Raw genomic sequence first — 22,244 nt, 5'->3', positions numbered from 1 at the left:
CGGGGCGCCGCCCCCGGCGGCGCCCGCGTGCATGAAGGTGGCGTGGCGGATCAGAAGTTGAGCTTCACCCCGACCGCAAAGGTGCGGCCGTAGAGCTCGTTCTGCAGGGTATTGGCCGGCGAGCCCTGGTACAGCTCCAGCGGCTCGTCCAGCAGGTTCGACGCCTCCAGGTAGAAGCCCCAGTGGTCGGCCACCTTGTAGTCCAGGCTGAAGTCGAGCTGGGTATTCTCGGCGACCCAGATGTCGAAGTCGGGCGTGTCGCCGATCTCGTCCAGGTACTCGCTGCGGTACACCGCCGCCAGGCGCGTGCTCAGCCGGCCCTTCTCGTAGCCGACGTGGGCGCTGTACAGGTTCTCGGACGAGCGCGGCAGCGGGAAGACCTCGCCGGCGCGGTCCTCGATCAGCGCGTCGGCCGGCAGGCGGAACTCGGTGTCCAGCCAGGTAGCGCTCAGGCCCAGCAGCAGGCCGCTGGCGAAGTGCTGCTGCCAGTTCAGCTCGACGCCGGTGACCCGCGCCTCGTCGCCGTTCACCGGCATCGACACGTCGAAGTCCGGCCAGTCCGGATGGTCCTGCGTCCACACCTGGGCGATGTAGCCGTCGATGCGCTTGTCGAACACGGCCAGCGAAAGCAGGCAGCTGTCGCCGAAGTAGCGCTCGACCGACAGGTCCAGGTTGCGCGAACGGTACGGGTCGAGTTCCGGGTTGCCCATGTCGACCTCCTCGTCCTCGCGGTTGATGCGGATCCGGGGCGAGATGTCGCCGAACGAAGGCCGCGCCAGGGTCTCGGTCCAGGCGCCGCGCAGGACCCAGTCCTGGCCCAGGTCGTAGCGCAGGTGCAGACCCGGCAGCACGTCGCTGTAGCTCTCCGAAACGCTGCGCGGCGCCCAGCTGAGGTTGCCGTCTTCGTCGATGTCGACCAGGTTGCCGGTGGCGTCGAAATCGGTGCTCTCCAGACGCACGCCGCCGATCACCCGCAGCGCGCCGAAGTCGACCGTACCCATCAGGTAGCCGGCCAGCACGTCCTCGCTGGCGGTGTAGTCCTCGACCAGCGAGGTCTCCAGGTTGCCGGCCACGTCCTGTGGGCGCTCGCTGTACAGGCCCAGGTTCCCGGCCAGGTAGCGGCGCATCGCCCAGGAGCTGATGCCGTCGCCCATGTCGCCATGGGTGTAGCGCGGCGGGTCCAGGGTCCACTCGCCCAGGTTGATCCCCGGGCCGCGGCGCAGTTCCTTCTCGTCCACGTCCACCGCGCGCTCGCGCCAGCGGCCCAGGGCGCCGGCCTTGACGCTCCAGGTGCCGCCTTCGAAGCGGAGGTTCATCGCCGCGCTGTTTTCCTCGTCCTCGACCCACTTCGGCCCGAGCACGAAGCGGTTGAAGTCGTAGTTCGAGTTGCGCAGCCAGCCGCCGGCCGGGGAATCGCTGATCGTGTAGCGCGGGATCGATCCGCTCTGGTCGAGCAGGATGGAAACGTCGTCGTCGCCCTCGTAGCTGAAGCGCGCCTCGACCTCGTCGGCCACGTCCTCGCGGGTGCGGGTGTGGCCCACCCTGTAATCCAGCACCGCATGGCCGAAGCGGTTCTCGCCGCCGGCGCTGGCGGTGAAGGTGTCTTCCTGCTTGGTGCGCCAGCGCAGGCGCCGGCTGAAGTCACCCGGGTCGATGCCTTCGATCTGGAACACCCTGCCGTCCACCGAGGCGATGTCGCCCTCGCCCAGCGGGATGATGCTGTTCTGGCGGGTCTCCGCGTCGGTGAAGTCGGTGTACAGGGTACGCAGGTAGTAGCGGTTGTCGCCGTCCGGGCGCCAGTCCAGGTTGAGGTTCAGGCCCGTGCGCTCACGATTGATGGAGTACTTGCGCTGCTGCACCTCCACCGCCATCAGGTCGGTGGAATCGTCGTCGTAGTAGTCGTACTCGGCCTCGATGTTGTCCGACTCGAAGCTGCGCTGCTGGTAACTGGCGCCGAAGCCGACGGCGAAGGTGTCGTTGTAGATGTCGCTGAAATTGAGCGAAGCCTTCGGGCTGACCTCGCCGCTCAGGCTCTGCCGCCCCAGCTCGCCCTTGATCCGCAGGCTGCGGCCGTCGCGGTCGAAACCGGACGCCGATTCGACCTGGATGGCGCCGCCGATCGAGTCGCCCGGCATGTCCGGGGTCGGCGCCTTGACCACGGTCAGGCGCTCGGTCGCATCGGTCGGAATCACGTCGAGCGGCGCGGCGCGGCTGGAATCCTCGGGCGTGCCCAGGGCGATGCCGTCCACGGTGACGCTGTTGAGCGCCGCGTCCAGGCCGCGGACGACGACGTAGCGGCCCTCGCCCTGGTCGCGGGTAACGCTGATGCCCGGCAGGCGCGACAGCGATTCGCCGACGTTCTTGTCCGGGTACTGGCCCATGGAGTCCGAGGAGATGCCGTCCTGGATCGCATCGGAGGCGCGCTTGAGGTCGATCGCGCGGACCTGCGCTTCGAACTGGGCGCGCACTTCCAGCGTGTCCAGGGTGACCGCATCGGCGACGACGGCGGCGGTGGCGGGCGTGGCGGCGGTGGCGGACTGGGCGCGCAGCGCCGGGCTGGTGGCCACGGCGAGGAGCGCCAGGCCGATGGCGGCGACAAGGGGGCGTTGCGAGGGCACGGGGATTTCCGTCTGGATGAAGGACGGGAGCAAAAGCTATTGCAGCTCTCTTGCATGACGGTGACAGGACGGCTGCGCGACGATGACGGCGCGTGCCGGCCGTCGCACGCCGGTCACACACTCGCCTGCCGGCGGCCACTCGGGCAGACTTCCATCGCCGCAGCAAAGGAGCCCCCCGATGAAAACCGTCGAAGTCCGCCACCCGCTGGTCCAGCACAAGATCGGCCTGCTGCGCGACGCCGGGCTGAGCACCAAGGGCTTCCGCGAACTGGTCACCGAGCTGGGCACCCTGCTCGCCTACGAGGCCACCGCCGACCTGGAGACCGAGGTGGCGACCATGCCCGGCTGGGCCGGCGAGGTGCAGGTACGGCGCATCGCCGGGGCCAAGGTCACGGTGGTGCCGATCCTGCGCGCGGGGCTGGGCATGCTGCCCGGCGTGCTGGCGCTGATCCCGGCCGCCAAGGTCAGCGTGGTGGGCCTGCAGCGCGACGAGGAGACACTGCAGCCAGTGCCCTACTTCGAACGCCTCACCGGCCGCCTGGACGAGCGCGACGCGCTGATCCTGGACCCGATGCTGGCCACCGGCGGCACCCTCATCGCCACCATCGACATGCTCAAGCGCGCCGGCGCGCGGCGGATCAAGGGCATCTTCCTGGTCGCCGCGCCGGAAGGCCTGGCGAACCTGGAGGCCGCGCACCCGGACGTGGAGGTCTATACCGCGGCGATCGACCAGCGCCTCAACGAAAAGGGCTACATCCTGCCCGGCCTGGGCGACGCCGGCGACCGCATCTTCGGCACGCGCCTGTAACCGCGCCGAACACTGCCGCGTCGCCCCCCTTGTAGGAGCCCACTTCAGGGGGCGACCCGAGGCGGCTGGACGCAGCCGCGTTCAAGGCGGCCGATCCGGACATTGCGCGTTGGACGCGGCGCCTTCCGGCGGAATCGGGTCGCCCCCTGAAGTGGGCTCCTACAAGGGGGCCTGGGCCAGGAAGCGCCACAGGCCGAGCAGCGCCATCGCCAGCAGCACCGCGAAGGTCAGCATCGCCCCGCCGAAACGGCCCACCGAGTACCCCGCCGACCGTCCCAGCCCGAGCGCATGCGCCAGCCGCGCCGCCAGCAGCAGCAGGCCGCAGGTCCACAGCACGCCTGCGCCGGCCCCGGACAGTTCCAGCAACGCCAGCATCAGCAGCGCCAGCGGCACGTACTCGGCGAAGTTGGCGTGGACCCGCACCTTGCGGGTCATGGCCTCGTCGCCGCCGGTGCCCACGCCGATCCGGTGCGCCTTGCGGTGCAGGGCCACCCGCACCGACAGCAACAGGTAGAACAGCACGTGCAGCGAAGCGACCAGCAGGGTGATGCGCGGCATCGGCGCCATGTGCAGCTCCTGGAAGGGATGCCCCGCAAGGGAGGCCAGTGTGGCAACTGTGCCAGCCTCAGGCGGCCAGCGGGCGCGCCCTCAGTTCGGCCACCTCGTGCGTGGTGCCGAAGCGGCCCCTGTCGTCGCGCACCACCTGCGCCAGGGCGCAGCCCGGGTCGTGGGTGAAGAACAGGTGCACGTTGCGCGCCAGCTTGTCCTCGAGGAAGGCGCGCTTCTCGTCGATCAGCAGCTCGGCGTTGCGGTCGTAACCCATGGTGATCGGCAGGTGCACCCAGGAGCGGCCCGGGATCAGGTCGGCGCAGAACACCACCCCACCGTGCCGCTGCCCGTCCACCGTTTCCGGGCCGGCGATCTCGGCCAGCATCAGCCCCGGCGTATGCCCGTCGCTGAAGGAGAACCGCACCGACTCGCCAAGCGCGCGCGAATGCGCGCCCTCGACGATCTCCAGCCGGCCGCTGGCCTCGAGCAGGCCCGGCAGTTCCGGGATGAAACTGGCGCGGTCGCGCGGATGCGGATGCCTGGCCCGCTCCCAGTGCGCGGCGCCGACCACGTAGGTGGCATTGGGGAACAGCAGCTCCGGCGCGCGCCCTTCGGCCCACGGCGCCAGCAGGCCGCCGGCATGGTCGAAGTGCAGGTGGCTGAGCACCACCACGTCGATGTCCTCGTGCTCGAAGCCGGCCGCGCGCAGCGAATCGACCAGCACGTGGCGGTCTTCCTGCACGCCGTAGCGCTCGCGCAGCTTCGGCTCGAAGAACGCGCCGATGCCGGTCTCGAACAGCACCGTGCGGCCGTTGAGCGGACTGGCCAGCAGCGCGCGGCAGGCCAGGTCGATGCGGTTCTGCGCGTCGGGCGGCGCCCACTTCTCCCACATCGCCTTCGGCGCGTTGCCGAACATGGAGCCGCCGTCGAGCTTCTGTGTGTTGCCGCGGATGGACCAGAGTTTCATGCGTGAATGCTAGCCAGCGCCCGGTTAAGAATCCGGAACCCGTTCAGGGCGCGGTCGCCGCCGCGCGCACCTGCGCGCTGCCCACGTCGTTGCGCGGGTCGGTCCCGCCCTCGAGCACGTTGCCGCGGCGATCCCACACCACCGTCTGCATGTTGCCCCAGGTGTGGCTGGAGGCGCGCCCGCTGACGCTGTCTTCGGGCAGCCGCAACGTGTGGCCCTTGGCCCGCAGCTTCGCCGCCAGGTCCGCGTCGAAGGCGCCGCTTTCGGCCGAGACCACGTCCGGCATCCACTGCTGGTGGTAACGCGGCAGCGCGGCCACCGCCTGCGCGTCCAGGCCATCGGCCACGCCCAGCGCACCGAGCAGGACCATGGTGATGATGCGGCTGCCGCCCGGCGTGCCCAGCACCGCAATCCGGTCCGGCGAAACCATGAAGGTCGGGGTCATCGAACTGAGCGGGCGCTTGCCCGGCTCCGGCGCATTGGCCTCGAAGCCCATCACCCCGAACGCGTTGGGCTGGCCCGGCTGCAGCGCGAAGTCGTCCATCTCGTTGTTGAGCAGCACCCCGGTGCCCGGCGGCACCAGGCCCGAACCGAACAGCAGGTTCACCGTCTGGGTGACCGCGGCGCGGTTGCCGTCGGCGTCGATGATCGAGAAATGGGTGGTCTCCTCGTCCTCCAGCGGCGTCGGCAGGCCGGGCAGCATGTCGCTGGGCGTCGCCTTCTCCGGGTTGATCGTGGCGCGCAGGCCGGCGGCGTAGTACGGGCTGGTCAGCACCTCGACCGGCACGTGCACGAAATCCGGGTCGCCGAGGTAGAAGGTGCGGTCGCGGAAGGCGCGGCGCATCGATTCGATGGTCAGGTGCGTGCGCAGCGCCGGGTCGAGCTTCGCAAGGTCCCAGCCGGCGAGGATCTGCAGCATCTGCGCCAGGGCCACGCCACCGGAGGACGGCGGCGGCGCGGTGACCACTTCCCAGCCGCGGTAGTCGAAGCGCAGCGGCTCGCGTTCGCGCACGCGGTAGCCGGCCAGGTCGTCGGTGGTCCAGCGGCCGCCTTCGGCGCGCACGCCGGCGATGAGCTTCTTCGCCAGCGGGCCGCGGTAGAAACCGTCGAAGCCGTCCTTCGCCAGCAGTTCCAGGGTGCGGGCCAGGTCCGGCTGGCGGAACAGCTGCCCCTGCTTCGGCGGCTGGCCACCGGCAAGGAACACCGCGCGCGTGCCGGGGAAGCGTTCCATCACTTCGCGGCGCGCGGCATAGCCGCGTTCCAGCCGCGCGTACACCGGGAAGCCGTCGCGGGCCAGGCGGATCGCCGGCGCCAGGCTCTCGGCCAGCGGCAGGCGGCCGTAGTTCTCCGCCACGTGGACCAGCGCCGCGGGCAGGCCCGGGATCGCCGCCGCCCACGGGCCATCCTCGGCCAGCGCCGAGTCGAGCTTGCCGTCGGCGGTGCGGTAGCGGTCGGCATTGGCCGCCGCAGGCGCGGTCTCGCGCGCGTCGACGAACACGTCGCGGCCGCTGTCCTGCTGGTGCAGCAGGAAGAAACCGCCGCCGCCCAGCCCCGAACTGATCGGCTCGACCACCGACAGCGCGGCGGATACCGCGACCGCCGCATCGAAGGCATTGCCGCCGCGTTCCAGCACCTCGAAGCCGGCGTCGGTGGCCAGGCGGTGGGCGCGGGCGATGGCGGCCTGCCCCGGGCGCTGCGCCGGCGCTTCCCTGCCGGTGCCGCCATCGGCGGCGGGCACGGCAAAGGCCGGCATCGCGAAGGCCGGCAGCAGCAGGAGCGGCAGCAACAGCCGCGCGAACGCGGACCGGGGCAGCAGGCGGGTCATCGGGCCTCCGGCAGGAAGATTTCGGGGGGTTCGCGCGCGAGCCGGCGCAGCTTGGCCAGCAGCGCCTCGTGGCTTTCGGGGAATTCGGGGTCCGGGTCGATGCACTCGACCGGGCAGACGACCACGCACTGCGGCTCGTCGAAATGGCCGACGCATTCGGTGCAGCGCGCCGGGTCGATCACGTAGATCGTCTCGCCCATGGCGATGGCCTGGTTCGGGCAGGCCGGCTCGCAGACGTCGCAGTTGACGCAGAGTTCGTTGATCTTGAGGGACATCGCTACGACTCAGGCGACGGCGCCCGCCGTCGCTCGCGCGAAGGCACGGCCGCCCGTCGGGCGGCCGTGCTCGCGAAGGTCACTTCGCTTCGACGAAGACGTACTCGGCACCGGTCGGCTCCAGCGCGACCTTGACCCGCGGGTTGTCGGCCGCGTCGCCGATGAACAGGATGCGCACGCCCTTCATCGTGTCCGCCGGCACGTCCTTGAACGCCACTTCGATCAGGTCGGCCATCTTCGCCGAGGCCGGCGAACCGAAGGCCAGCAGGTTGCCCTTCTGCACGCCACGGGCCATCGCGGTGGTGGCCGATTCGACCTGGCGCTCGTACTTGGCGGCGAATTCCGGGTCCGTTTCCGGCGGCAGGTAGTACAGGAACGGGTTGTTGGTGACCGTGCCCATGTTCTCCTGCACCACGGCCGGCAGGTACGCCTTCCAGCCTGCGTCGTCGTCCTTGGCCGGCGCGGTCAGCACCTTGGCCGCGGCCGCCTCGTTGGACACCGGCGCCTCCTTCTTGCAGCCGGCCAGCGCCAGCGGAGCCACCAGCAGGGCCAGCAGCAGGGCGCGCATCGTCTTGTTCATCAGGAACCTCCCGTCGTTCTTGGATTGTCGCTTGGTCTGGATACCGCCAGTGCGGATGCCGCTAGGAAACCTCGCCAGCCCGCCGCGCCTCGCGCAGTGCGTCGGCCACCGCCGGCGTCACGAAGCCCGAAACGTCGCCTCCCAGCCGCGCGATCTCGCGCACCAGCGAGGAGGAGATGAAGCTGTACTGCTCGGCCGGGGTCAGGAACAGCGTTTCGACCTCCGGGATCAGGTGGCGGTTCATGCTCGCCATCTGGAATTCGTACTCGAAGTCCGAGACCGCGCGCAGGCCGCGCAGCAGGACCCCGGCGCCGACGTCGCGGACGAAATGGGCCAGCAGCGAGTCGAAGCCCATCACCTCGACGTTGGCGTGCCCGGCCAGCGCCTCGTTGGACAGGCGTACGCGCAGCTCCAGCGGCAGGGTCGGGCCCTTGGCCTGGCTCGACGCCACGCCCACGATCACCTTCTCGAACAGCGGTGCGGCCCGCGCAACCAGGTCGATGTGGCCGTTGGTGATCGGATCGAAGGTGCCGGGGTAGACGGCGATGCGGCGATGGGCCACGGTTTCGGTCGTTCAAGGCGCCGGATTGGCGGGGGCCAGTGTATCAGCGCGCCCTCGCCCGGGGCCACGATGCAGGGCCGCGCGCGCCTGCGCGGTGCGCAGTTCGCGGTGCAGGACCCACTCCGGCGGCGGCGCGGGCAGCTGCTGCGGCGGCGATTCCAGGTAGAGCCAGGCATCGGCCGCCAGCCGCGGCAGCAGAGCCTGCAGCGCCGGTTGCCACAGGCCGGCGGCGAAAGGCGGATCGAGGAAGGCGATGTCGAACGGCCCGGCCGCCGCGCCCGGACCGGCCAGCCAGCGCAGGGCGTCGTCCTCCACCACCTGGACCTGTCCGGCCGCATCCAGCCGCTGCACTGCCGCGCGCAGGTTCGCCGCCTGCACCGGATCGCGTTCCACCAGCACCGCGCGCGCCGCGCCGCGCGAGACCGCCTCCAGCCCCAGCGCGCCGCTGCCGGCGAACAGGTCCAGCACCACCGCGCCGGGCAGCGCCGGCTGCAGCCAGTTGAACAGGGTTTCGCGGACCCGGTCGGAGGTCGGGCGCAGGCCGTCCAGGTCCGGCACCGGCAGTTTCGTGCCGCGCCAGCGGCCACCGACGATGCGCACGCTGCCGGCCACCGCGCGGGCGGGCGCGGGCGCCGGGCGCCGCCGAGGAGGCCGTCCGTTCATCGGGTACGCAGGGGGGGCGGTGCTAGCATTGCCCGCATTCTCCGACATCCGCAGGCAATGGTCAGTTTCTTCCGCCGCAAGAAGCCGCAGGACACCGCGTCCGCCCCGGCCAGCAGCCGTTTCAGCGCCGAGGAACTGGCCGCCGCGTTCCCGCAGGCTCCCTCCGGTGCGGGCATGGAGACGGAAGACGCGACCGCCACCGCGGCGGTCGATCCGGCCGCAGGCGCGATCCTGGTCGAACCAGCCGTCATCGAGCCGGCCGTGATCGACCAGGCCGTGGCCGGACAGGCAATCGCCGGACAGGCACAGGGCAGCGATGGCGCCGCGGAAGTGGTCGCACCCGATGCCGGCAGCGTCGCCGATGCCGGCGCGGCGATCGTCCCCGCCGCCGCGCCCGGCAAGCCCGGCTGGCGCGAGCGCCTGCGCAACAGCGGCTTCGCCCGCAGCGTCGGCGGCCTGTTCTCGCGCAATCCCAAGCTCGACGACGACCTGCTCGACGGGATCGAGACCGCCCTGCTCACCGCCGACGTCGGCGTGGCCGCCACCACCGCGCTGGTCGAATCCCTGCGCAAGCGGATGAAGGCGCGCGAATTCGCCGACGCCCGCGCGCTGCTGGCCGCGCTGCGCGCCGAACTGGTGGCGATACTGGCGCCGGTAGCGAAGCCGCTGGTGATCGACCGCGACGCCAGGCCCTTCTTGCTGCTGACCGTGGGCGTCAACGGCGTCGGCAAGACCACCACCATCGGCAAGCTGGCCCGCCGCTTCAGGGACGAAGGCCGCAGCCTGGTGCTCGCCGCCGGCGACACCTTCCGCGCCGCCGCGGTGGCGCAGCTGCAGGCCTGGGGCGAGCGCAACGGCGTGACCGTGATCGCCCAGGGCCAGAACGCCGACGCCGCGTCGGTCGCGTTCGACGCGCTGCAGGCGGCGAAGGCGCGCGGCATCGAAGTGCTGATCGCCGACACCGCCGGCCGCCTGCACACCCAGGTCGGGCTGATGAACGAACTGGGCAAGATCAAGCGCGTGCTGCAGAAACTCGACCCAGCCGCGCCGCACGAAGTGCTGATGGTGATCGACGGCACCACCGGGCAGAACGCTCTGAGCCAGCTGCGCCAGTTCCATGCCGCGGTCGGCGTCACCGGCCTGGTGGTGACCAAGCTGGACGGTACCGCCAAGGGCGGCGTGGTGTTCGCGCTGGCGCGCGAGTTCGGCATCCCGATCCGCTTCGCCGGCATCGGCGAACAGCCGGAGGACCTGCGCGTGTTCGACGCCGAAGCCTTCGTCGACGCGCTGCTGCCCGAAGCCCTCGGCGCCTGACTGCCTTCTCCTCCCCGGGAGAGGGGCAAGCGCCAGCATGAGCCAGCCCGACACCTTCGCCACCCGCCTGCTCGCCTGGTTCGACCGCCACGGTCGCCACGACCTGCCCTGGCAGCATCCGCGCACGCCGTACCGGGTGTGGCTGTCGGAAGTGATGCTGCAGCAGACCCAGGTCGCCACCGTCATTCCCTACTTCCAGCGGTTCGTCGACCGCTTCCCCACCCTGCCCGACCTTGCAGCCGCCGCCACCGACGACGTCATGGCGCACTGGGCCGGCCTGGGCTACTACGCCCGCGCCCGCAACCTGCACGCGGCGGCGAAACGCTGCGTGGAGCTGCCCGGCGGCGAACTGCCGCGCGACTTCGATGCGCTGCTCGCGCTGCCCGGGATCGGCCGCAGCACCGCCGGCGCGATCCTGGCGCAGGCCTGGGGCGACCGCTTCCCGATCCTGGACGGCAACGTCAGGCGCGTGCTCGCGCGCTGGCACGGCATCCATGGCTGGCCAGGCACGCCGGCGGTGGAGAAGCGGCTGTGGGCGCTGGCCGAAACGCACGTGGCGCAGGTTCAATCGGCGCGCCTGGCCGACTACACCCAGGCGCAGATGGATTTCGGCGCGACCCTGTGTTCGCGCTCGTCGCCGGCCTGCCTCGCATGCCCGGTGCAGGATGGCTGCGTGGCGCTGCGCGAGGGCCTGGTCGACGCGCTGCCGACGCCACGCCCGGGCAAGGTCCTGCCCGAACGCGAGGCACTGGCGCTGCTGCTGGAAAACGCCAGCGGCGAACTGCTGCTGCAGCGCCGCCCGCCGACGGGAATCTGGGCCTCGCTGTGGACCCTGCCGCAGGCGGAAACCGAAGCGCAGCTGCGCGAATGGTTCGCCGGCGAAGTGCACGGCGACTACGACGCCGCCGAACCGCTGCCGCTGATCGTCCATACCTTCAGCCACTACCGCCTGCACCTGCAGCCGCTGCGGCTGCGCAAGGTCGCGCCGCGGCCGGGGGTGCGCGACAATGCCGACCTGCGCTGGGTCGCGCGCGCCGGGCTGGCTTCGCTGGGCCTGCCGGCGCCGATCCGGCGGCTGCTCGACTCCCTCTGAACCGGCGCCCGCCATGTCCCGCACCGTCTTCTGCCAGTACGAACAACGCGAGGCCGAAGGCCTGGATTTCGCCCCGTGGCCGGGCGAACTGGGCCAGCGCATCCTCGCCGGCATCGGCAAGCCCGCCTGGGCCGCCTGGCTGGCGCACCAGACCATGCTGATCAACGAGAACCGGCTGTCGCCGCGCGACCCGAAGCACCGCGCCTTCCTCGCCGCCGAGCTGGAGAAGTTCCTGTTCGGCGGCGGCGCGGAAAAGCCGGCGGGCTATATCCCTCCGGACGCCTGAGTCCCGGCGACCATCCCGGGGCCGGCACGGTCGGGACCGTGCCGGCGCTGCAGGAACCTGGCTGCCTCAGTTGGCCGTCGGCTCGGCCGGCGGCGCATCGCTGCGCTCCTCCGCCTCGCCTTCGTAGCGCTCGTCACTGGTCTGGTTCGACGCGGTGGTGTCGAGCGGACGGATCTGCATGATCCGGCACGGCATCTGCCCGGTGCGACCGGTGCCCGGTCCACGCGGGGTGACGGTGTCGAACCGCGCGGTCACCGTGTTGGAGAAGTGCGAGATCGAGATCGAGGTGGCGAACTGCAGGTCCGGGCATGTGTTCAGGTCGAGCAGCCAGGCCTCGCTGGGCCGCGTCCACACCACCAGCGTGCTGTTGTTCACCCGCGTCCAGCTGTTGATCCGGCCGAACAGGCGGAAACTGCGCACCGGCTCGCCGGCATGCGCCTCGTAGAACGCCAGCCGTTCGGCATCGGTCATCCTCGGCGTGCTGCTGCAGGCACCGAGCACGAGGGTGAGTGCCATCGACAGCAGCATTGCGGAAATCAGCTTCTTCATGGGTATTCCTCCCTGGCAGGTCGAAACGTGCATGGCTGGCCGGCCCGATGATGCGCCAGCCGCCGGCCGGCCGCCAACAACGCCAGCCAGGGCGCATCCGGCTTGTCGGATCCGGAACGTCCCGGTATGATTCCGCCCCTTGCCGCGGTCATGCCGCGCATGGCCGGGTAGCTCAGTTGGTAGAGCAGGGGATTGAAAATCCCCGTGTCGGGGGTTCGATTCCCTCCCCGGCCACCAATACATCAGGTGGTTACGCGAGAAGGGCCCACAAGGCCCTTTTTTCATGGCCGGCGCCAGCATAGCAGGGCCCGGCGGATCCGCCATCCATGGGGCAAATGGCAGGTGCTAGGATCGGCACGCCGTTCCCTGGAGGCTCCATGCGCGCCCTTCCGACGCTGCTCCTGGCCTGCTGGGCCACGCTGTTGCTGTTGACCGCCCGGCCCGCATCCGCCGCCACGCCGGTATCTTCCGTGCCCGAACTGGAACTGTCGCGCTACGCCGGCCAGTGGTACGAGATCGCGCACCTGCCGATGTCCTTCCAGCGCCAGTGCGCCGGCGACATCACCGCTTCCTATGCGCTGCGCGCCGACGGCAGCATCGAGGTGCGCAACGCGTGCCGCACCCGCGATGGCCGGCGCGCCGAGGCCGATGGCGTGGCGCGCACGGTGGAGGGACACCCGGGTCGCCTGCAGGTGAGCTTCGTGCCGCGCTGGCTGTCGTGGGTGCCGCTGGTGTGGGCCGACTACTGGGTGATCGCGCTGGACCCGGACTACCAGTGGGCGATGATCGGCGATCCCGACCGCGAGTACCTGTGGATCCTCTCGCGCGAACCTTCCATGGACGCGGAACTGTTCGAACGCCTCAAGGCCCGCGCCGGGGAGATGGGCTACGACCTGGCGCCACTGGTGGTTGCCGCGCCGCTGCGCTGAGCGCGGCCGCCGGCGTACCATCGCCTGCAATCAAGTTTCCCGGAGCCCGCATGAAGCCCGTCCACAAGCTGTCCCTCGCCGTGCTTGCGCTGGCCCTGCTCGTTTCCTGCGGCACCTCGCCGCGCGTGTCACCGCCTGCCGCCGCGATCCAGCAGTTGACCGTACAGGCCAACGGCGACTGGAAGGTGGACCTGCGCCTGCACAACTACAGCAGCGTGTCGATGCGCTTCGAAACGGTGCGGCTGGAACTGAGCGTGGACGAGCACGTCGCCGGCACGCTGCAGGCCACACCGGCGATCATGATCGGCCCGACCTCGGCCGACGTGGTCCAGGTCGCGCTCAAGCCCGACGGCATGGCCCGGATCGCGGTGGCCGATGCGCTCGCCGGCCGCCGCTCGCTGTCCTACCGGCTGCAGGGCACGGTCAACGCCACGCCCGACCAGACCACCAAGTCGCGCGAGTTCAACGTCGACGACCGCAGTTCGCTCAACCCCGCGCCCGGGCTGGACGGCGTGCTGCGCTGATCCGCGCCGCGCCGCGCCGCGCCAGGCCACCGACGCACCGGGGCCCGGCCGCGTACACAAAGCGTCACCATTCGGGTATAAGCTGTTTTCCCGATGGAGACGGACACAGCAACATCAGGTCTGGTCTGTACCGGTGCCCAGGCCCCGGTCGCCTCCCCGCCCCCGCGCGAACACGCGCCGGCGGTCAGGGTTCTTTCGCTCGATGCCCATGGCCGGGCGATGGACTGGATCGGCTGGCAGGACGCCACCTGCCTCTACGCCCGCGACGCGATCGCCTGGACCCTCGGCGATCCCTGCCTGAGCGTGCGCGGCGGCATCTGCCGGATGACCGGCACCCGCAGCCTGATCGAACTGCATCCGATCGTCGCCACCCGCGGCCACGCCCACGCGCGGGCGCTGGACCCGACCCCGTGCCTGTCCAACACCGCCCTGTTCGCCCGCGACGCGCACCTGTGCCTGTATTGCGGCCAGCAGTTCGCCCGCCCGCACCTGACCCGCGACCACGTGATGCCGCTGTCCCGGGGCGGCCGCGACGTCTGGGAGAACGTGGTCAGCGCCTGCTTCCACTGCAATTCGCGCAAGGGCAACCGCACCCCGCAGCAGGCGCACATGCCGCTGCTGGCCGTGCCCTACCGGCCCAGCTGGATCGAGCACCTGATCCTGTCCAACCGCAACATCCTGGCCGACCAGATGGCCTTCCTGAAGGCCCAGCTGCCGAAGCGCTCGAAACTGGTGGCCTGATCGCCCCTGAACGGCCTTGCTTGCCCCGTCACGTCCCGGGGGAGGAAAATAGGCGGCCGTATGGTGCCTGACTGAATGAGTATCGACGCCTCCCGCTCCCCGCGCCTGTCGCGGATCGATTCGCCCGCCGACCTGCGCGGCTTCGACGAAGCCGAGCTGCCGGCCGTGGCCGACGAGCTGCGGGCCTATCTGATCGAGTCGGTCGGCCGCAGCGGCGGCCACTTCGGCGCCGGCCTTGGCGTGGTCGAACTGACCGTGGCCCTGCACTGGCTGTACCAGACCCCGGTCGACCAGCTGGTCTGGGACGTGGGCCACCAGGCCTACCCGCACAAGATCCTTACCGGCCGCCGCGACCGCATCCACACGGTCAAGCAGAAGGACGGCGTGGCGCCGTTCCCCAAGCGCGAGGAAAGCGAGTACGACACCTTCGGCGTCGGCCACTCCTCGACTTCGATCTCCGCGGCGCTGGGCATGGCTGTCGCCCTTCAGCAGCAGGCCGGCGACCCGCGCAGGGCGGACGTTCCCAAGGTCGTCGCCGTGATCGGCGACGGCGCGATGACCGCCGGCATGGCCTACGAAGCACTCAACCATGCCGGTGGCATGGACGAGGAACCGGACCTGCTGGTGATCCTCAACGACAACCGCATGTCGATCTCCGAGGCGGTCGGCGGGGTCACCCGGATGCTCGGCCGGATGACCGGCAGCGCCACCCTCAACAAGCTGCGCGAAGGCGGCAAGAAGCTGCTCGGCGACAAGAACCGGCCGCCGGCGCGCTTCGTGCGCCGCTGGGAAGAACACTGGAAGGGCATGTTCGTGCCGTCCACCCTGTTCGAGGAAATGGGTTTCCACTACACCGGCCCGATCGACGGTCACGACCTGCCGGCCGTGCTCGGTGCGCTGAAGACGCTCAAGACCCTCAAGGGTCCGCAGCTGCTGCACGTGATCACCACCAAGGGCAAGGGCTACGAACTGGCCGAGGGCGACCAGATCGGCTACCACGCGGTCGGCCCGTTCGATCCGGCCAAGGGCCTGGTCGCCAAGGCCGGCGCGAAGAAGCCGACCTACACCGACGTGTTCGGCGACTGGCTGTGCGACGCGGCCGCGGCCGAGCCGCGGCTGCTGGCGATCACCCCGGCGATGCGCGAGGGCTCGGGCCTGGTGCGCTTCTCGAAGGAGTATCCGCAGCGCTATTTCGACGTGGCCATCGCCGAGCAGCACGCGGTGACCCTGGCCGCGGGCATGGCCACCCAGGGCGCCAAGCCCGTGGTGGCGATCTATTCGACCTTCCTGCAGCGCGGCTACGACCAGCTGGTGCACGACGTGGCCACGCAGAAGCTCGACGTGCTGTTCGCGATCGACCGCGGCGGCGTGGTCGGCCCGGATGGCGCGACCCACGCCGGCAACCTCGACCTGAGCTACCTGCGCTGCGTGCCGAACATGGTGCTGATGGCGCCGGCCGACGAGAACGAATGCCGGCAGATGCTCAGCACCGGCCTGCACTACGAAGGCCCGGCCGCGGTGCGCTACCCGCGCGGCAGCGGCCCCGGCGTGGCGGTGGAGGCCACGCTCGACACGCTGCCGATCGGCAAGGCGCAGCTGCGCCGCCACGGTTCGCGCATCGCCCTGCTCGCCTTCGGCGCGACCGTGCCGGCGGCCGAACAGGCCGGCGCCGAACTCGGCCTGACCGTGGTCAACATGCGCTTCGTCAAGCCGCTGGACCGCACCCTGCTGCTGGAACTGGCGAAGACCCACGACGGCTTCGTCACCATCGAGGACAACGTGGTCGCCGGCGGCGCCGGCTCCGGCGTGGCCGAACTGCTCAATGCCGAAGGCGTGCCGATGCCGTTGCTGCAGCTGGGCCTGCCCGATGCGTTCCAGCACCACGCCAGCCGCGAGGACCTGCTGGCCGAAGCGGGCATCGACGCCGCCGGCATCCGCGCCGCGGTGCTCGCGCGCTGGCCGGCACTGGCCAACGCCGAGGGCGGGCTGTCGCTGGCCGCGGGCGCCTGACGCGCCGACGGCGGCCAATGCCGCCAGTGGCGAACACCTGATCCCCCGCACACGCCTGACGCTTCCGTAGAGCCGGGCCTGCGCGGCTACCCGGGTCAGCCGCAAACGACGACGCCCGTTACGGGACGGAGCAGCGGGGCAAGCCCCGCTCTACGGGAGCGGAGTCGTAGCCGCGGGTGCGGGTGCAATGTCGCCTGGCGGCAGTGCATCGCCAGCGGCTGCATCCACCGCTTCTTCCCCGTACTCGTCCGGCGCCTGGATCCGGTAACCGCGCGCGGTCAGCCCGGCGACATAGCCGTCGCGGTCGTACAGCAGGTTGTCGATGGGCATCGTGGCGAACGACATCGGATGCTCGGACAGCGCCTTGTCCACCGCTTGCAGCCAGCTGTCGCGGACCCGCGCATCGATGTCGACCAGGCCGCGCTTGCGCGCCGTCTCGGTCTCGGTCCAGGCCGACAGGCAGGCCTCCACCTGGCTCCGGTTCTGCGGGATCGCCCGCAGCGCGTCGAGGTCGCCCACCGCCCAGGCATTGGCGCGCGCGGCGATCCGCGGCAGGTCGGACTCGATCACGTCCAGGGTGTCGCCGAAGCACTCCAGGTCCTGCGGTTTCAGTCCTTCCTTGCGGAAATCCGCCAGCGCTTCGCGCGGGTCCTCGATCTTGAGCTCCAGCGCAGTGCTCGTGCCCTTCATGCCACGCTCCTTCAGCGACCGGGTGATCACCGGCCCGACGATGCCGCCCTGGCGCAGGCGGCTGTCGTCCAGCGCTTCCTTGTAGAGCTCGTAGACGGCGATCAGCGGCCGCTTCTTCTCCACCCCGCGATCGCGGCCCATGTAGCGCTGCTTGAGTCCGCTCCAGCGTGCGTACAGGCCGGGCGGCAGCAGCTCGTCCAGGGTTTCGCCACCCGGATTCTTCATCGCCTTGAGCGCCGAGGGCGCCAGCGTGAGCCCGCGGAAGAAGCCCACGTCCGCGCCGATCGACACGCCCGGCGGGCCGAGCACCGCGCCGGCCTCGGCCAGCACCTCGCGCACCTCGCGCGCATCCCAGGTCATGTCGCGCGGCAGCGGCGACTGCGTGCCGAGGATGTACAGCACATGGTCGTCCTTGCGCACCCGCCACAGGCCCGGACCGGGCTGCACGCCGCTGACCACGACCGCATCCATGTCGACGACGGCCGGCCCCTCTTCCCCCAACGCACCGGTGGCCGGCACGGACGCGGCCGGCGGCTGCGCCTGCGCGACCGCACCCTCGGCTGCGGGCGACAGCACAGCCCCCAGCGCCAATACGAACACCAGCAACGCCACCATCCTTGCCGACATGCCTGTCCCCGCGAGCATCTGTGGATCGCCGGAGCATACGCAGCGGGTCGCCGGCTGCGACGTGCTCCGGCGCGCCCCGGCGGCGTTCCGTTCAGCCTTCACGGCGCCGCGGAGCAAGTGTCGGCCCACGAAAAAGCCCGCGCGATGGCGGGCTCTCTCGTGACACGAATTGGTCGGGGTAGCCGGATTCGAACCGACGACCACTTGTCCCCCAGACAAGTGCGCTACCAGGCTGCGCTATACCCCGAAGCAGCTTTCCCGCCTGAGGCGGGCTGGCGATTATACCGGTTCGGACGCCGCCGGCGCGAGGCCGGCGCGCGCGCTCAGCGCCGCAGCAGGTGCAGCACTTCCTCCAGCTCCATGCGCACCTGGCGCACGATCTGGCTGCTCAGCGCCGATTCCTGCTTCGCGCCCTCGCCTTCCAGGCGCAGGCGGGCGCCGCCGATGGTGTAGCCCTGCTCGTACAGCAGGCCGCGGATCTGGCGGACCATCAGCACGTCGTGGCGCTGGTAGTAGCGGCGGTTGCCGCGGCGCTTGACCGGGCTCAGGCTGGGGAACTCGGTCTCCCAGTAGCGCAGCACGTGCGGCTTCACGTCGCACAGCTCGCTGACCTCGCCGATGGTGAAGTAGCGCTTGGCCGGGATCGGCGGCAGTTCGCGGTTGCTGCCGGGGTCAAGCATCCGGCGCCGCCCCCGCGTAGGCTTCCACGCGCTCCTTGAGCTTCTGGCCGGGGCGGAAGGTGACCACGGTGCGGGCGGAGATCGGGATCTCCTCGCCGGTCTTCGGGTTGCGCCCCGGGCGCTGGTTCTTGCGCCGCAGGTCGAAGTTGCCGAAGCCCGACAGCTTCACCTGGCGCCCGCCCTGCAGCGCCCCGCGCAGCACCTCGAAGAACGCGTCGACGAATTCCTTCGCCTCGCGCTTGTTCAGGCCCACCTCGTCGAACAGACGTTCGGCCATCTCGGCCTTGGTCAGTGCCATTCCCTGCTCCCCTGTGTCAGCCGCGGATCCGGGCGCCGTGGTCGCGGCCCAGTCCGGCCACCACCCGCTGCACGACCGCATCCGCGTCCTGGTCCGTGAGAGTGCGCGTGTTGTCCTGCAAAATCAAGCCCATAGCCAGACTCTTGCATCCCGATTCCACGCCCGCGCCCTGGTAGCGGTCGAACAGCTGCAGGTCGCGCAGGACCGGGCCGGCGGCGGCACGGACGCTGTCGGCCAGCGCCGCCCAGGCGACGTCTTCGGCGACCAAGAAAGCCAGGTCGCGGCGCACGGCCGGATAGCGCGACAACTCGGCGGCGCGCGGCAGGGCGCGCTGCTCCAGCAGGTCCAGGTCCAGTTCGAAGCCGGCCACGTCCACGTCCAGGTCCAGCGCGCGCGCCAGGCGCGGATGCAGCTGGCCGATCCAGCCCAGCCGGACCTCGCCGCCGTCCAGGTCGGTGCGGTACACGTCCGCGCTGCGGCCCGGGTGGCCGAAGGCCTCGGACGAGGGGCGGAAGGCAAGCTGCGCGCCGGCGGTGGCGGCCAGCGATTCGAGGTCGCCCTTGAGGTCGTGGAAGTCGACCCTGCGCGCGGCCACGCCCCACTGCTCGGCCGCGGCGTCGCCGCAGGCCACTGCGGCGATCCTGCGGGTCTCCAGCGGCGCGGGCAGCGTCCCGCCCGGCGCGCGCTGCGCCTCGCCGGCGGCGGCGAACACCCGGCCCAGTTCGAACAGGCGCACGCGCCCGGCCTGGCGCGAGGCGTTGTGCGCCAGCGCAGCGACCAGGCCCGGCAGCAGCCGCGGCCGCATCACCGCCAGCTCGGCCGACAGCGGGTTGGCCAGCGGCACGGTGCCGGCGTCGCAACCCCAGCGCTGCAGCAGCGCGGCCTCGACGAAGGCGAAGCTGACCGCCTCCAGGTAGTCGCGCGCGACCAGTTGCCGGCGCAGGTCGGTCTCCGGCACCCGGGTCTCGCTCGGCGCGGCGATGCGCGCCGGGCCGCCGGGGACGGTGGTCGGGATGCGGTCGTAGCCGTGGATGCGCGCCAGTTCCTCGATCAGGTCTTCCTCGATGGCGATGTCGAAGCGGCGGCTGGGCGGGGTGACCTGCCAGCCGTCCGCGGCGGCGGCGACCTGCATGCCCAGCGCGCGCAGGATCCGCTCCACTTCCGCGTCGGCGATGTCGATGCCGAGCCCGCGGGCGATGCGCGCGCGGCGCAGCGCGATGGCGGCCGGCTGCGGCAGGTGCTGTGGCAGCACCGCCTCGGTCACCGGGCCCGGGGTGCCGCCGGCCAGTTCCAGCACCAGCTTCGTCGCCAGCTCGATCGCGGTGCGCGGCAGCTCCGGATCCACGCCGCGCTCGAAGCGGTGGCCGGCGTCGGTGTGCAGGCCCAGGCGGCGGCCGCGGCCCATGATCGCGGCCGGGGCGAAGTGCGCCGCTTCCAGGAACACGCTGGCGGTGGCGTCGGTGACACGGGTGTCCATGCCGCCCATCACCCCGGCCAGGCCGACCGGGCGGTCGGCGTCGGTGATCGCCAGGAAATAGTCGTCCAGTTCGACCTCGCGGCCGTCGAGCAGGGCCAGGCGCTCGCCCTTGCGCGCGTGGCGCACGCCGACCGGGCCCTGCAGCGTGCCCAGGTCGTAGGCGTGCATCGGCTGGCCCAGTTCCAGCATCACGTACTGGGTGATGTCGACCAGCAGCGACACCGGGCGCACGCCGGCGCGGCGCAGGCGTTCGGCCATCCACACCGGCGTGCGCGCGGACGCATCCACGCCTTCGATGACGCGGCCGCAGTAGCGCGGCGCATCGGCGCCGGCATGCAGTTGCACCGCAAGCTCGCGGGTGCTGGCCGGCGCGGTCGCCGCCACGTCCAGCGCGACCACTTCGCTGGCCAGCGCGGCGGCCACGTCCCAGGCGATGCCGCGCACGCTGAAGCAGTCGGCACGGTTGGGGGTGAGCTTGATCTCGATGCTGGCGTCGGGCAGGCCCAGATAGTCGGCCAGTGCCGCGCCGATGGGCGCGTCGTCCGGCAGTTCCAGCAGGCCGGAGGCGTCGGCGTCCAGGCCCAGTTCCTTGGCCGAGCAGAGCATGCCGTTGGAATCCACGCCACGCAGCTTGGCTGCCCGGATTGCGATGCCGCCCACGCTCGAACCGACCGTGGCCAGCGGCGCGACCAGCCCGGCGCGTGCGTTCGGCGCGCCGCAGACGATCTGCAGCGGCTCGCCGCCGCCGATATCGACCTTGCACACCTGCAGGCGATCGGCCTCCGGGTGCTTCGACGCCTCGACGATCCGCGCCACCACCACCCCGGCCAGGCCGTCGCCCAGCGCGGTGACCTCTTCGACCTCCAGGCCGATGGCGGTCAGCGTGACCGCCAGCGCATCGCGGTTGACGGACGTGGGCACGTGGCTGCGCAGCCAGTTCTCGGAGAATTTCATCGTTGCTCGTGGTCCATGGCGCGGGCCGCAGCCCGCGGTGAATGACGGAAGTTGCCGCTGGCGTTACGCGAACTGGCGCAGGAAGCGCACGTCGTTCTCGAAGAACGCGCGCAGGTCGTTGACCCCGTAGCGCAGCATCGCGAAGCGCTCCACGCCCAGGCCGAAGGCGAAGCCGGTGTAGCGCTCCGGGTCGATCCCGCAGTTGCGCAGCACGTTCGGGTGGACCATGCCGCAGCCCAGCACTTCCAGCCAGCGCACGCTGCCGTCGGGCTGCTGCCAGGCGATGTCGACCTCGGCGCCCGGCTCCACGAACGGGAAGTAGCTGGGGCGGAAGCGCATCTGGAAGTCGCGCTCGAAGAACGCGCGCACGAACTCGGCCAGGGTGCCCTTGAGGTCGGCGAAGGTGGAATGCTCGTCGACCAGCAGGCCTTCGACCTGGTGGAACATCGGCGAGTGGGTCTGGTCCGAATCGCTGCGGTAGACCTTGCCGGCCGCGATCATGCGCAGTGGCGGACCGCTGCCGTCGGCCACGGCCCGATCCATGTAGCGCACCTGCACGCCCGAGGTGTGCGTGCGCAGCAGCCGCGCCACGCCTTCCGCATCCGGCGGGAAGTAGAAGGTGTCGTGCATCGCCCGCGCCGGGTGGTGCGGCGGGAAATTCAGCGCCTCGAAGTTGTGCCAGTCGTCCTCAATCTCCGGGCCGTCGGCCAGTTCGTAGCCGAGCCGGCCGAAGATCTCCGCGATCCGCTCCAGCGTGCGCGAGACCGGGTGGATGCCGCCGCGCTGCGCATCGCGGCCCGGCAGGGTCACGTCGATCGCCTCGCCGGCCAGGCGCGCATCGAGCGCGGCCTCGTCCAGCACCGCCTTGCGCGCGGCCAGCGCCTCGCCGACCGCATCGCGGACGCGGTTGATCGCCTCGCCCGCGGCCTTGCGCTCGTCGGCCGGCAGCGCGCCGAGCTGCTTGAGCTGGGCGGTGATGCTGCCCTGCTTGCCGAGCAGGCCCACGCGCAGCGCCTCGAGCGCCTCGGGGCTCTGCGCGGCCTCGATGTCGGCCAGCGCGCGCGACGACAGGGTTTCGATTTCGCTCATGGATTCGGGCTCGGGAAAGCAGGGTTCGGAAAAAGAAATGGGGAAGGACTTGCGCCCTTCCCCATGCTCAGTAATGGCGTGTCTGCCTCGGCGGGAAACCCGCACACGGATGCGCGGGCACCTGCGAGGGACTCGC

Annotated in this window: 22 protein-coding genes and 2 tRNA genes; 9 read left to right on the top strand and 15 right to left on the bottom strand. The window is 71.0% G+C overall.

Features of this window, described 5'->3' with window-relative positions; all coding sequences use genetic code 11:
- Positions 1–50 precede the first annotated feature (50 nt).
- Entirely contained in the window at positions 51–2,618 is a 2,568-nt protein-coding gene (locus CSC64_RS06520) for a TonB-dependent receptor (protein WP_162434517.1), read from the bottom strand.
- A 178-nt stretch (positions 2,619–2,796) separates the two neighbouring features.
- On the opposite strand from CSC64_RS06520, the gene upp reads away from it, so the two are divergent.
- Positions 2,797–3,426 carry a uracil phosphoribosyltransferase gene (upp, locus tag CSC64_RS06515; RefSeq protein ID WP_162434516.1) on the top strand — a complete coding sequence of 210 codons (630 nt, stop codon included), beginning with the start codon at positions 2,797–2,799 and terminating at the stop codon, positions 3,424–3,426.
- A gap of 159 nt (positions 3,427–3,585) precedes the next feature.
- Here the strand turns inward: upp and CSC64_RS06510 are convergent, their stop codons facing one another.
- The 7 genes from CSC64_RS06510 to rsmD all read right to left on the bottom strand — a co-directional run bounded on the left by CSC64_RS06510 (position 3,586) and on the right by rsmD (position 8,847).
- On the bottom strand, positions 3,586–3,993 hold the full coding sequence (locus CSC64_RS06510; protein WP_162434515.1) for an MAPEG family protein: 408 nt from the start codon (positions 3,991–3,993) through the stop codon (positions 3,586–3,588).
- 58 nt (positions 3,994–4,051) lie between these two features.
- Entirely contained in the window at positions 4,052–4,942 is an 891-nt protein-coding gene (locus tag CSC64_RS06505) for an MBL fold metallo-hydrolase (RefSeq protein WP_162434514.1), read from the bottom strand.
- 43 nt (positions 4,943–4,985) lie between these two features.
- Positions 4,986–6,767 (bottom strand): gamma-glutamyltransferase, encoded by a 1,782-nt coding sequence (gene ggt / locus CSC64_RS06500; protein ID WP_425501684.1) that lies wholly within the window; start codon positions 6,765–6,767, stop codon positions 4,986–4,988.
- On the bottom strand, positions 6,764–7,042 hold the full coding sequence (locus tag CSC64_RS06495) for a YfhL family 4Fe-4S dicluster ferredoxin (RefSeq protein ID WP_162434513.1): 279 nt from the start codon (positions 7,040–7,042) through the stop codon (positions 6,764–6,766). Before CSC64_RS06495 ends, ggt begins: the two co-directional genes overlap by 4 nt.
- A 79-nt stretch (positions 7,043–7,121) precedes the next feature.
- On the bottom strand, positions 7,122–7,622 hold the full coding sequence (locus CSC64_RS06490; protein ID WP_162434512.1) for a hypothetical protein: 501 nt from the start codon (positions 7,620–7,622) through the stop codon (positions 7,122–7,124).
- A gap of 61 nt (positions 7,623–7,683) precedes the next feature.
- Positions 7,684–8,184, bottom strand: a complete 501-nt coding sequence (gene coaD, locus CSC64_RS06485; RefSeq protein ID WP_162434511.1) for a pantetheine-phosphate adenylyltransferase — start codon at positions 8,182–8,184, stop codon at positions 7,684–7,686.
- 12 nt (positions 8,185–8,196) lie between these two features.
- On the bottom strand, positions 8,197–8,847 hold the full coding sequence (gene rsmD / locus CSC64_RS06480; RefSeq protein ID WP_162434510.1) for a 16S rRNA (guanine(966)-N(2))-methyltransferase RsmD: 651 nt from the start codon (positions 8,845–8,847) through the stop codon (positions 8,197–8,199).
- A gap of 57 nt (positions 8,848–8,904) precedes the next feature.
- On the opposite strand from rsmD, the gene ftsY reads away from it, so the two are divergent.
- From ftsY to CSC64_RS06465, 3 genes are read left to right on the top strand one after another with little or no spacing between them, the layout of a single operon-like run.
- Positions 8,905–10,161, top strand: coding sequence for a signal recognition particle-docking protein FtsY (gene ftsY, locus CSC64_RS06475; protein WP_162434509.1), 1,257 nt, complete (start codon positions 8,905–8,907; stop codon positions 10,159–10,161).
- Positions 10,162–10,198: 37 nt separating this feature from the next.
- A complete protein-coding gene (gene mutY / locus CSC64_RS06470; RefSeq protein WP_162434508.1) occupies positions 10,199–11,254 on the top strand; it encodes an A/G-specific adenine glycosylase in 1,056 nt (351 codons plus the stop codon).
- Between the two features lie 13 nt (positions 11,255–11,267).
- Complete coding sequence (locus CSC64_RS06465) at positions 11,268–11,540, top strand: oxidative damage protection protein (protein ID WP_162434507.1); 273 nt, start codon at positions 11,268–11,270, stop codon at positions 11,538–11,540.
- A gap of 66 nt (positions 11,541–11,606) precedes the next feature.
- Here CSC64_RS06465 and CSC64_RS06460 read toward each other — a convergent pair whose 3' ends face one another.
- Positions 11,607–12,089, bottom strand: a complete 483-nt coding sequence (locus tag CSC64_RS06460; protein WP_162434506.1) for a DUF6491 family protein — start codon at positions 12,087–12,089, stop codon at positions 11,607–11,609.
- Positions 12,090–12,250: 161 nt separating this feature from the next.
- Between CSC64_RS06460 and CSC64_RS06455 the strand changes: the two genes are divergently transcribed.
- From CSC64_RS06455 to dxs, 5 genes are all read left to right on the top strand, one after another.
- Positions 12,251–12,326: transfer RNA gene (locus CSC64_RS06455), tRNA-Phe, on the top strand.
- Between the two features lie 140 nt (positions 12,327–12,466).
- Complete coding sequence (locus CSC64_RS06450) at positions 12,467–13,018, top strand: lipocalin family protein (RefSeq protein ID WP_162434505.1); 552 nt, start codon at positions 12,467–12,469, stop codon at positions 13,016–13,018.
- A 50-nt stretch (positions 13,019–13,068) separates the two neighbouring features.
- Positions 13,069–13,542, top strand: coding sequence for an LEA/WHy family protein (locus CSC64_RS06445; RefSeq protein ID WP_162434504.1), 474 nt, complete (start codon positions 13,069–13,071; stop codon positions 13,540–13,542).
- Between the two features lie 93 nt (positions 13,543–13,635).
- On the top strand, positions 13,636–14,283 hold the full coding sequence (locus CSC64_RS06440) for an HNH endonuclease (protein ID WP_162434503.1): 648 nt from the start codon (positions 13,636–13,638) through the stop codon (positions 14,281–14,283).
- A gap of 75 nt (positions 14,284–14,358) precedes the next feature.
- Entirely contained in the window at positions 14,359–16,293 is a 1,935-nt protein-coding gene (gene dxs / locus CSC64_RS06435) for a 1-deoxy-D-xylulose-5-phosphate synthase (RefSeq protein ID WP_162434502.1), read from the top strand.
- 150 nt (positions 16,294–16,443) lie between these two features.
- On the opposite strand, the gene CSC64_RS06430 is transcribed toward dxs, so the two are convergent.
- The 6 genes from CSC64_RS06430 to pheS form a co-directional block, all read right to left on the bottom strand.
- Positions 16,444–17,610: a TraB/GumN family protein gene (locus CSC64_RS06430; protein ID WP_238389790.1), complete on the bottom strand. Its 1,167-nt coding sequence runs from the start codon at positions 17,608–17,610 to the stop codon at positions 16,444–16,446.
- Positions 17,611–17,780: 170 nt separating this feature from the next.
- Positions 17,781–17,857 (bottom strand) — tRNA-Pro (locus CSC64_RS06425).
- Between the two features lie 76 nt (positions 17,858–17,933).
- Entirely contained in the window at positions 17,934–18,290 is a 357-nt protein-coding gene (locus CSC64_RS06420; RefSeq protein ID WP_162434501.1) for a MerR family transcriptional regulator, read from the bottom strand.
- Positions 18,283–18,588 carry an integration host factor subunit alpha gene (locus CSC64_RS06415; protein WP_162434500.1) on the bottom strand — a complete coding sequence of 102 codons (306 nt, stop codon included), beginning with the start codon at positions 18,586–18,588 and terminating at the stop codon, positions 18,283–18,285. Before CSC64_RS06415 ends, CSC64_RS06420 begins: the two co-directional genes overlap by 8 nt.
- A 16-nt stretch (positions 18,589–18,604) precedes the next feature.
- Entirely contained in the window at positions 18,605–21,019 is a 2,415-nt protein-coding gene (gene pheT, locus CSC64_RS06410) for a phenylalanine--tRNA ligase subunit beta (RefSeq protein WP_162434499.1), read from the bottom strand.
- 63 nt (positions 21,020–21,082) lie between these two features.
- Positions 21,083–22,108, bottom strand: a complete 1,026-nt coding sequence (gene pheS, locus CSC64_RS06405; RefSeq protein ID WP_162434498.1) for a phenylalanine--tRNA ligase subunit alpha — start codon at positions 22,106–22,108, stop codon at positions 21,083–21,085.
- Positions 22,109–22,244 lie beyond the last annotated feature (136 nt).

The organism is Pseudoxanthomonas koreensis (assembly GCF_010093225.1).
Classification (GTDB): domain Bacteria; phylum Pseudomonadota; class Gammaproteobacteria; order Xanthomonadales; family Xanthomonadaceae; genus Pseudoxanthomonas; species Pseudoxanthomonas koreensis.
The sequence above is the reverse complement of the archived record's forward strand: the minus strand, read 5'-3'. Positions and strand labels throughout refer to the sequence as shown.

What these genes read in the sequence shown, in the direction of transcription:
- CSC64_RS06505 (WP_162434514.1), bottom strand. Translation starts at nt 4,942, where the DNA reads ATGAAACTCTGGTCCATCCGCGGCAACACACAGAAGCTCGACGGCGGC.
- ggt (WP_425501684.1), bottom strand. Translation starts at nt 6,767, where the DNA reads ATGACCCGCCTGCTGCCCCGGTCCGCGTTCGCGCGGCTGTTGCTGCCG.
- CSC64_RS06430 (WP_238389790.1), bottom strand. Translation starts at nt 17,610, where the DNA reads ATGTCGGCAAGGATGGTGGCGTTGCTGGTGTTCGTATTGGCGCTGGGG.
- dxs (WP_162434502.1), top strand. Translation starts at nt 14,359, where the DNA reads ATGAGTATCGACGCCTCCCGCTCCCCGCGCCTGTCGCGGATCGATTCG.
- CSC64_RS06460 (WP_162434506.1), bottom strand. Translation starts at nt 12,089, where the DNA reads ATGAAGAAGCTGATTTCCGCAATGCTGCTGTCGATGGCACTCACCCTC.
- CSC64_RS06465 (WP_162434507.1), top strand. Translation starts at nt 11,268, where the DNA reads ATGTCCCGCACCGTCTTCTGCCAGTACGAACAACGCGAGGCCGAAGGC.
- pheT (WP_162434499.1), bottom strand. Translation starts at nt 21,019, where the DNA reads ATGAAATTCTCCGAGAACTGGCTGCGCAGCCACGTGCCCACGTCCGTC.
- CSC64_RS06510 (WP_162434515.1), bottom strand. Translation starts at nt 3,993, where the DNA reads ATGGCGCCGATGCCGCGCATCACCCTGCTGGTCGCTTCGCTGCACGTG.
- CSC64_RS06490 (WP_162434512.1), bottom strand. Translation starts at nt 7,622, where the DNA reads ATGAACAAGACGATGCGCGCCCTGCTGCTGGCCCTGCTGGTGGCTCCG.
- CSC64_RS06450 (WP_162434505.1), top strand. Translation starts at nt 12,467, where the DNA reads ATGCGCGCCCTTCCGACGCTGCTCCTGGCCTGCTGGGCCACGCTGTTG.
- ftsY (WP_162434509.1), top strand. Translation starts at nt 8,905, where the DNA reads ATGGTCAGTTTCTTCCGCCGCAAGAAGCCGCAGGACACCGCGTCCGCC.
- CSC64_RS06495 (WP_162434513.1), bottom strand. Translation starts at nt 7,042, where the DNA reads ATGTCCCTCAAGATCAACGAACTCTGCGTCAACTGCGACGTCTGCGAG.
- mutY (WP_162434508.1), top strand. Translation starts at nt 10,199, where the DNA reads ATGAGCCAGCCCGACACCTTCGCCACCCGCCTGCTCGCCTGGTTCGAC.
- CSC64_RS06445 (WP_162434504.1), top strand. Translation starts at nt 13,069, where the DNA reads ATGAAGCCCGTCCACAAGCTGTCCCTCGCCGTGCTTGCGCTGGCCCTG.
- CSC64_RS06440 (WP_162434503.1), top strand. Translation starts at nt 13,636, where the DNA reads ATGGAGACGGACACAGCAACATCAGGTCTGGTCTGTACCGGTGCCCAG.
- upp (WP_162434516.1), top strand. Translation starts at nt 2,797, where the DNA reads ATGAAAACCGTCGAAGTCCGCCACCCGCTGGTCCAGCACAAGATCGGC.
- CSC64_RS06420 (WP_162434501.1), bottom strand. Translation starts at nt 18,290, where the DNA reads ATGCTTGACCCCGGCAGCAACCGCGAACTGCCGCCGATCCCGGCCAAG.
- pheS (WP_162434498.1), bottom strand. Translation starts at nt 22,108, where the DNA reads ATGAGCGAAATCGAAACCCTGTCGTCGCGCGCGCTGGCCGACATCGAG.
- CSC64_RS06415 (WP_162434500.1), bottom strand. Translation starts at nt 18,588, where the DNA reads ATGGCACTGACCAAGGCCGAGATGGCCGAACGTCTGTTCGACGAGGTG.
- rsmD (WP_162434510.1), bottom strand. Translation starts at nt 8,847, where the DNA reads ATGAACGGACGGCCTCCTCGGCGGCGCCCGGCGCCCGCGCCCGCCCGC.